Annotated in this window: 14 protein-coding genes and 1 pseudogene; all 15 read left to right on the plus strand. The window is 56.9% G+C overall.

Annotation, left to right across the window (positions count from 1 at the left end; translation table 11 throughout):
- Positions 1 to 59 precede the first annotated feature (59 nt).
- Positions 60 to 803, plus strand: a complete 744-nt coding sequence (locus tag HMPREF1024_RS03140; protein WP_009309690.1) for a terminase endonuclease subunit — start codon at positions 60 to 62, stop codon at positions 801 to 803.
- A 96-nt stretch (positions 804 to 899) separates the two neighbouring features.
- Positions 900 to 1406: a head completion/stabilization protein gene (locus tag HMPREF1024_RS03135; RefSeq protein ID WP_009309691.1), complete on the plus strand. Its 507-nt coding sequence runs from the start codon at positions 900 to 902 to the stop codon at positions 1404 to 1406.
- Positions 1406 to 1609 (plus strand): tail protein X, encoded by a 204-nt coding sequence (locus HMPREF1024_RS03130; RefSeq protein WP_009309692.1) that lies wholly within the window; start codon positions 1406 to 1408, stop codon positions 1607 to 1609. The genes HMPREF1024_RS03135 and HMPREF1024_RS03130 overlap by 1 nt, the downstream gene beginning before the upstream one ends.
- Before the next feature lie 4 nt (positions 1610 to 1613).
- Complete coding sequence (locus HMPREF1024_RS03125) at positions 1614 to 1904, plus strand: phage holin family protein (protein WP_009309693.1); 291 nt, start codon at positions 1614 to 1616, stop codon at positions 1902 to 1904.
- Entirely contained in the window at positions 1891 to 2388 is a 498-nt protein-coding gene (locus HMPREF1024_RS03120; protein WP_009309694.1) for a glycoside hydrolase family protein, read from the plus strand. The genes HMPREF1024_RS03125 and HMPREF1024_RS03120 overlap by 14 nt, the downstream gene beginning before the upstream one ends.
- On the plus strand, positions 2385 to 2804 hold the full coding sequence (lysB, locus tag HMPREF1024_RS03115; protein ID WP_009309695.1) for an Rz-like lysis system protein LysB: 420 nt from the start codon (positions 2385 to 2387) through the stop codon (positions 2802 to 2804). Before HMPREF1024_RS03120 ends, lysB begins: the two co-directional genes overlap by 4 nt.
- Complete coding sequence (gene lysC / locus HMPREF1024_RS31860; protein ID WP_077251102.1) at positions 2698 to 2949, plus strand: Rz1-like lysis system protein LysC; 252 nt, start codon at positions 2698 to 2700, stop codon at positions 2947 to 2949. Before lysB ends, lysC begins: the two co-directional genes overlap by 107 nt.
- Positions 2912 to 3379, plus strand: coding sequence for a phage tail protein (locus tag HMPREF1024_RS03110; protein ID WP_009309696.1), 468 nt, complete (start codon positions 2912 to 2914; stop codon positions 3377 to 3379). Before lysC ends, HMPREF1024_RS03110 begins: the two co-directional genes overlap by 38 nt.
- Positions 3372 to 3821, plus strand: coding sequence for a phage virion morphogenesis protein (locus tag HMPREF1024_RS03105; protein WP_009309697.1), 450 nt, complete (start codon positions 3372 to 3374; stop codon positions 3819 to 3821). The genes HMPREF1024_RS03110 and HMPREF1024_RS03105 overlap by 8 nt, the downstream gene beginning before the upstream one ends.
- A 115-nt stretch (positions 3822 to 3936) precedes the next feature.
- The gene (locus HMPREF1024_RS03100; protein ID WP_232725086.1) at positions 3937 to 4530 is read left to right on the plus strand and encodes a phage baseplate assembly protein V; all 594 of its coding nucleotides are present in this window, start codon (positions 3937 to 3939) and stop codon (positions 4528 to 4530) included.
- Positions 4527 to 4874 carry a GPW/gp25 family protein gene (locus HMPREF1024_RS03095; protein WP_009309699.1) on the plus strand — a complete coding sequence of 116 codons (348 nt, stop codon included), beginning with the start codon at positions 4527 to 4529 and terminating at the stop codon, positions 4872 to 4874. Before HMPREF1024_RS03100 ends, HMPREF1024_RS03095 begins: the two co-directional genes overlap by 4 nt.
- Positions 4875 to 4878: 4 nt before the next feature.
- Positions 4879 to 5787, plus strand: coding sequence for a baseplate assembly protein (locus HMPREF1024_RS03090; protein WP_009309700.1), 909 nt, complete (start codon positions 4879 to 4881; stop codon positions 5785 to 5787).
- Complete coding sequence (locus tag HMPREF1024_RS03085; RefSeq protein ID WP_009309701.1) at positions 5780 to 6376, plus strand: phage tail protein I; 597 nt, start codon at positions 5780 to 5782, stop codon at positions 6374 to 6376. Before HMPREF1024_RS03090 ends, HMPREF1024_RS03085 begins: the two co-directional genes overlap by 8 nt.
- Positions 6377 to 6380: 4 nt before the next feature.
- Positions 6381 to 7283 (plus strand): hypothetical protein, encoded by a 903-nt coding sequence (locus HMPREF1024_RS31480; protein WP_009309702.1) that lies wholly within the window; start codon positions 6381 to 6383, stop codon positions 7281 to 7283.
- Between the two features lies 1 nt (position 7284).
- A pseudogene (locus tag HMPREF1024_RS0127570) lies at positions 7285 to 7622 on the plus strand (transposase); the annotation flags it as partial.

The following is a 7622-nucleotide window of genomic DNA, read 5'->3' on the forward strand; positions in this document are numbered from 1 at the left end:
GCTTCATTGAAAATATCAAGCTGGGCGATTTCTCTGCCGCGCAACCGGAGGGCTAACCGATGACGAGCCCCGCACAGCGTCACATGATGCGGGTCTCGGCCATTGAAACCGCGCAGCGGGAAAACAACCCGCTGCGGCATGCCACTGCCTACGAGCAGATGCTGGTTAAGCTGGCCGCAGACCAACGCACGTTAAAAGCCATCTTTGGTAAAGAGCTGAAAGCCACGAAAAAACGCGAGCTGCTGCCGTTCTATCTGCCGTGGGTTAGTGGCGTGCTGGAACAGGGCAAAGGCGCGCAGGATGACATCGTGATGACCGTCATGCTGTGGCGTCTTGATGCCGGCGACATCAGCGGCGCGATGGATATTGCCCGCTACGCGTTTAAGTACGGTCTGACCATGCCTGGTAAACACCGCCGCCCGCCGCAGTACATGTTTACCGAAGAGGTGGCACTCGCCGCCATGCGCGCCCATGCCGCCGGTGAACCGGTCGTCGTCAGCCAGCTACTCGACACGCTGGCGCTGACCGCCGCCGCCGATATGCCTGATGAGGTGCGCGCAAAACTGCACAAAATAACCGGCCAGGTGTTACGGGACAACAAACAGCCCGCTGATGCGCTGGCCCACCTCAAGCGAGCGATGCAGCTCGATTGTCAGGCAGGCGTCAAAAAAGACATTGAACGGCTTGAGCGAGAGCTGAAGCCCAAACCGGCAACAGTCGTTAAAGCCCCGGTAAGCGCGCCGCGCGCCGTGAAAACCACGGCACCGGCTAAACGTGGCCGACCGAAAAAGACCGTCGGTTAACAGAATGCGCCCCGCGCCAGGGCGGCACGCCGGTCGATGAGGGTGTTTTACCTGACCTGAGACCGGCGTCCACCGCCCACCTATTCAGAGGTAGTCATGACGACGCTGATTATTAAAAAGAACGATGAGCCGCAGCCGGGTGGCGTGGTGGTCATCCCGCCACCTGCCAGCGATGAGCCGGTGATAAAAAATACGTTTTTCTTTCCTGACATCGACCCGAAACGCGTGCGTGAAGGGATGCGCCTTGAGCAAACCGTCGCCCCGGCCCGGCTGCGTGAGGCCATCAAAACCGGCATCGCCGAAACCAATGCCGAGCTGTTTTTGTGGCGGGAACAGCAGATTGCCGGGGGTTTTAGCAAGCTGGCCGACGTGCCGGCTGACGATCTCGACGGCGAAAGCGTGCGCGTTTTCTATTACCTGCGCGCCGTCACCTCAATGGCGACCGCCACGCTCTATGAGCGTTATCGCGGTGTGGATGCCAGCGCCAAAGGTGACAAGAAAGCTGACAGCATCGATACCACTGTCGACGAGCTGTGGCGGGACATGCGCTGGGCCGTATCACGCGTCCAGGACAAACCCCGCTGCATCGTGAGCCAAATCTGATGCAGGCCATCGCACAACAGGGCGACACGCTCGACATGATTTGCGCCCGCTATTACGGGCGCACTGAGGGGGTATTCGAGTCGGTGCTCGCCGCAAATCCGGGGCTGGCCGAGCTCGGCGCAGTGCTGCCACATGGCACGGTGATCGAACTGCCCGACGTCCAGTCATCCCCCGTAACTGAAACAATTAATCTGTGGGAGTAAACACATGACGGAAGGTGAAAAAAGCGTCCTGTCACTGTTTTTGATCGGCGTGCTGATTGTCGTCGGTAAAGTGCTGGCCGGTGGCGAGCCCATTACCGCACGGCTTTTTATTGGTCGAATGCTGCTGGGCGGCTTTGTCTCGATGGTGGCCGGGGTTGCCCTGGTGCAGTTTCCCGACCTGCCGCCCGCTGCCGTGTGCGGATTTGGCTCGATGCTGGGTATCGCCGGTTATCAGGCGGTGGAAATTGCGATTCAGCGCAGGATTAAAAAGGGGGAAAGCGATGGCGGTCATTAAAACACCCCCCAACGTCGCGGCATTTCTCGACATGCTGGCGTTTTCTGAAGGTACGGCAACGCATCCGCTGACCCGAAACAACGGTTACGACGTTATCGTCACGGGTATCGATGGCAAGCCGGAGATTTTTACCGATTATCGCGATCACCCGTTCGCCGGTGGACGCCCGGCGAAGGTCTTCAATCGTCGCGGGGAAAAATCCACGGCATCCGGGCGTTACCAGCAGCTTTACCTGTTCTGGCCGCATTACAAAAAGCAGCTCGCTTTGCCGGATTTCAGCCCGGTATCACAGGACAGGCTCGCCATTCAGCTTATTCGGGAGCGTGATGCGCTGGAAGATTTGCAGCAGGGGCGCATCGAGCGCGCGATTTCCCGCTGTCGCAATATCTGGGCTTCATTGCCGGGTGCCGGATACGGTCAGCGTGAGCACAGCCTCGACAAGCTGGTCGCAGTGTGGCGCAAGGCCGGAGGGGGAACTGCATGAAGATAGTGATTCTCCTGCTGGCGCTGGCCTGTGCGGGTCTGCTGTGGATGAGACACGATAACAGCAATTTACGCGCCTCATTTGAACGTGCGAACCGGGTCGCCGGTACGCAGAAAACCACGATCACCATGCTGAAAAATCAGCTCAACGTTGCCGCAGAGCAGTCGCAGCGCAAAGAGCTGGCGCAGGTTGCCATGAGGGATAAGCTCACGGCGGCTAACCTGCTGGCCTTTCGGCGTGAACAAACTATCACGAGGTTACTCAATGAAAATGACGCGTTTCGCCGCTGGTATCGCGCTGATTTACCTGATGCTGTGCGCCGGTTGCACCAGCGCGCCGCCTGTATCAACGCCGCTGCCGGTGATTGTTTACAACGCCTGCCCGAAGGTCAGTCCCTGCCCGATGCCGGGCAGTGACCCGCTGACTAATGGCGACCTGAGTGCGGATATACGCCAGCTCGAAAACGCCCTGAAAAGCTGCGCAATCCAGGTCGATACGGTTAAACAATGCCAGGATGAAATCGATGTTAAAACCCAACAGTCTGCGAAAAGCCTTAACTGATGCGGTACCGGTATTGCGTACCAACCCCGATATGCTTCACCTTCGCCTGGACGATGGCAACAATACGGCGACGCTGGCGCGCTCCCTGTCGTTTGAAAAGCGGTACACGCTTAACATCGTGGTGACGGATTTCACCGACGATATTGACCTGCTGTTTGTGCCGATTATGGCCTGGTTGCGCGTCAATCAGCCGGACATCATGACAACAGACGAGGGGCGAAAAAAAGGATTTGCCTGGTACGCTGACATTAATAACGACAGCAGCCTCGATGTCAGCATTAGCCTGTTGCTGACCGAGCGCACGCTGGTCAACGAGGTCGACGGCGCAATGTACGTTGAGAACATCCCGGAGCCGCCACCGCCGGAGCCGGTGACGAGCCCTGTCGAGATGTGGAGTAATGGCGAGCTGGTGAGTCAATGGGATGAATGACTTCAAACCCTTTGAGGACAGGCTCGCCGGGTTGATAGCGGCCCTTTCTCCTGCCGGGCGGCGTCGGATGACCGTCGACATTGCGAAGAAACTGCGCCAGCGGCAACAGCAGCGCATCAAATCGCAGAAAGCGCCGGACGGTTCGCCCTTTGCCCCGCGTAAGCGTCCGCCCGTCAGGGCAAAGCAAGGCCGGATTAAGCGCGAGATGTTCGCGAAACTTCGAACCAACCGCTATATGAAAGCGAGCGGTAACGACAGCGCGGCGGTGGTGGAATTTACCGGGAAAGTGCAGCGCATCGCCCGCGTGCATCAGCTCGGGCTCAAGGATAAACCATCCCCAAAAAGCGCCGCCGTCGAGTACCCACAGCGCCAGCTCCTGGGCTTTACCGAAGATGACCGGCAGCTTGTGGAAAGCGTCATTATCGACTACCTTGCCGATTAACGTTGTGCCAGCCAGGGCAAAACGCCCGCAGATTGCCGCCGGCCCCCCCGGCGGCATCCTTTCCCCTATGAATACTCTCGCATCTATCCAGGAACTCGCCCGCGCGATACGCAACATGATCCGCACCGGCATCGTCGTCGAAACTGACCTCGACGCCGGGCGCTGTCGCGTACAGACCGGCGGCATTTATACCGACTGGCTCCAGTGGCTGACGCACCGGGCCGGGCGCTCGCGCACCTGGTGGGCTCCCTCTGTTGGTGAGCAGGTGATGATTCTGGCCGTGGGCGGCGAACTCGATACCGCCTTTGTGCTGCCGGGTATTTATTCCGACGACAACCCCGCGCCGTCGGCCTCGGCGGATGCCTGGCTCGTTGAGTTTCCCGACGGTGCCGTTATGAGTTATGAGCCGGAAACCGGCGCGCTGACCGTCACCGGCATTAAAACCGCCGATGTGACCGCATCCGATTTGGTTGTCGTCAGCGTGCCGGTGGTGCTGGTAAAAGCCTCGACCCGCGTCACCCTCGATACGCCGGAGGTGGTCTGTACCAACAAGCTGACGACCGGCACGCTGGAGGTGAAGCAAGGCGGCAAGATGTCCGGTGATATCGAGCACAGCGGCGGCGCTTTCACCTCCAACGGTGTGCAGGTGGATAAACACGGCCACGGCGGCATCAGGCGCGGCGATGAATGGACGGAGGGCACCCAATGACGACGCGTTATCTCGGCATGAACCGCACGACGGGTGAAAGCATTTCAGACGTTGACCATATCAGCCAGAGCATCGGGGATATTCTGCGCACGCCCGTCGGCTCTCGCGTCATGCGTCGTGAATACGGTTCGCTGTTGTCGCAGATGATTGACCAGCCTCAGACCCCGGCGCTTGAGCTGCAAATTATGGCGGCGTGCTACATGGCAATCCTGAAGTGGGAGCCGCGCGTCAGGCTGACCAGCATCACCACAGCGCGGCAGTTTAACGGGCAGATGGTCGTCGACGTGACCGGCCAAATCACCGATACCGGCGAGAGCCTTTCTTTAACCATCCCTGTGAGTTGAACCTATGGCAGTTATCGACCTGAGCCAGCTCCCCGCGCCTGATGTGGTGGAAACACTGGATTTTGAAACCATCCTCGCCGAGCGCAAAGCGACGCTGATTTCACTGTACCCGGAAGGTGAGCAGGAAGCGTTCGCCAGGACATTAACGCTGGAGTCTGAGCCACTGGTGAAATATCTCGAAGAGAATGCCTATCGCGAGGTGATTTTACGCCAGCGCATTAACGAGGCGGCGAAAGCCGGGATGGTGGCCTATGCCATCAAAAACGACCTCGACCAGCTCGCGGCAAATAATAACGTTGAACGCCTGGTCATCACCCCCGGAGACGATACCCAAATCCCGCCGGTGGCGGCGGTCATGGAATCTGACAGCGATTTACGTCAGCGCGTACCGGCGGCATTTGAGGGTATGAGTGTTGCCGGGCCAACCGGTGCCTATGAATTTCACGCCCTGAGTGCCGACGGACGTGTCGCGGATGCCTCCGCGAACAGTCCGGCCCCGGCAGAGGTCACTATTGCGGTGTTGTCGCGGGAGGGTGACGGCACGGCGTCGGATGATTTGTTGCAGAAGGTAAGCGCTGCCCTGAATGATGAGAACGTGCGCCCGGTGGGTGACCGTCTGACTGTCGTCTCGGCTGAGATTGTTAATTATGCAGTCGATGCGGTGTTGTACGTGTACCCCGGCCCGGCAACTGAGCCGATTCTTGCCGCCGCCAGAGCGAAGTTAACCGCGTATATCACCGAGCAGCGCCGCCTCGGTCGGGATATTCGCTTATCCGCAATTTACGCCGCGCTGCATGTGCAGGGTGTTCAGCGTGTCGAACTGCGTGAGCCACTGGCCGACGTGGTGCTCGATAAAACGCAGGCTGCATATTGCAAGAAAGCTAGTGTCATTATCGGGGGCTCAGATGAATAACTTGTTGATGGCGACAGGGTCGTCGGTGCTGGAACAGCGAGCCGCCGAAGCGTGCGCCGTCATCAGTGATTTATCTGTCCCGTTGCGTGACCTGTGGAATCCGTGGAAATGCCCGGCTGGTTTTCTGCCGTATCTGGCGTGGGCATTTTCCGTTGACAGCTGGGATGAAAGCTGGAGTGAACAGGAAAAGCGAACGTTTATCAGCGAGTCATTCCGGCTCCATCAGCAAAAAGGCACGATAGCGGCAATCCGACGGGTGGTTGAAAAGATGGGTTATTCCTTCTCAATCGCGGAGTGGTGGGAAGTGGCCGACCCGGCGGGGACATTTCGGCTTGAGGTCGATGTTAACGATATTGGGATAACCTCCCGAATTCTGGATGAGTTGACCCGGTTGATTAACGACGCAAAGCCGGTAAGTCGTCACATGGCGCAATTTAATATTTCCACAAAGGTGCAAGGAAATATTCATGTCGGTTCAACGTTGTGTAGCGGCGACATTATCAGCATCTATCCCGACGACTACGCGGCGGAAGAAAACATTACTTATAACGGCGTGATTTTTCACGACAGCAATTTTAATTACGGGTAAGACTATGGCCAGAATTCCAGAATCCTCATCGTGGGAAGAAGAGATTGAGCTTATTTCCAGAAGCGAGCGCGTTTCAGGAGGCCTGGACGGCGTTGCAAACCGGCCCCTGAAAAGTCTGGCGAACCGTACACGCTACCTGAAAAAGAAAGCCGATGAGTCAGATGAGCTTGCCGCTGAAAAAGTCAGTGCCGTAAAAAACTTCGCTGAAGGGGCAATACTGGATTCACCAAGAGATGAGATACTGCATGGTGCTTTTCGACTCGTCTGGACGGGAGAATTCCCAAAAATTGTTCCGGCTGATTCGTCACCTAAAACAACCGGTGGCGTGGGTGTCGGCGCATGGGCTTATACATCCGATGCGGTTATTCGCCAGGAACTGAGTTCACCCGACAGCGCTAAACTCGTTGGTGGTATAGGATTTGTGTCGCCGGAAATGTTCGGCTACCTGCACGGTGTTTCTCCTGATGCCGTGCCTTACTATCAAAAGGCTGTCGATGAAGGACACGCCAGAGGGCTTCCCGTGCAACTGACGGGGAAATATTACGCCACAACCTATCCTCATAAAGTCACTTTACCAGGCGATGACGGGACCGCTTACCCGGGATGGGTGACTGCGGGGAATGATGCAAATATTGCCGCGGAACCTGAAAATCATATTTATGCGGCTATTCGACTTTATCCCGACTCCGTTATTATCGGCGACAGTATGCAGAACTGCGCGTTAATCGGAGACTGGGATTCGGATACGCCTGTGATTAACAATAACCAGCACATTGGTTATTTTATTTCCGGTGACTCATCAGACGGTTATATTCGCCCGCAGCTGGTAAATCACGGTGTGCGCAACTTCTTTATCGGTCGCTACGGGAATGGCGTGGCTTTGTTGAATAAATCGAACTTTTGCTGAGTTGAAGGATCAGATCACGTATCTTCCCGACAACGCAGACCGTTCCGTGGCAAAGCAAAAGTTCAAAATCACCAACTGGCCCACCTACAATAAAGCCCTCATCAACCGTGGCTCCATAACTTTCTGGCTGGATGATGAAGCTATTCAGGCCTGGTATGAGTCAGCAACACCTTCTTCACGAGGCAGACCTCAGCGCTATTCTGACCTTGCCATCACGACTGTGCTGGTCATTAAACGCGTATTCAGGCTGACCCTGCGCGCTGCGCAGGGCTTTATTGATTCCTATTTTTTCTCTTGATGAACGTTCCGCTACGCTGCCCGGATTACAGCTGTGTCAGC

This window comes from Klebsiella sp. 4_1_44FAA (assembly GCF_000238715.1).
Taxonomy (GTDB): Bacteria; Pseudomonadota; Gammaproteobacteria; order Enterobacterales; family Enterobacteriaceae; genus Klebsiella; species Klebsiella pneumoniae.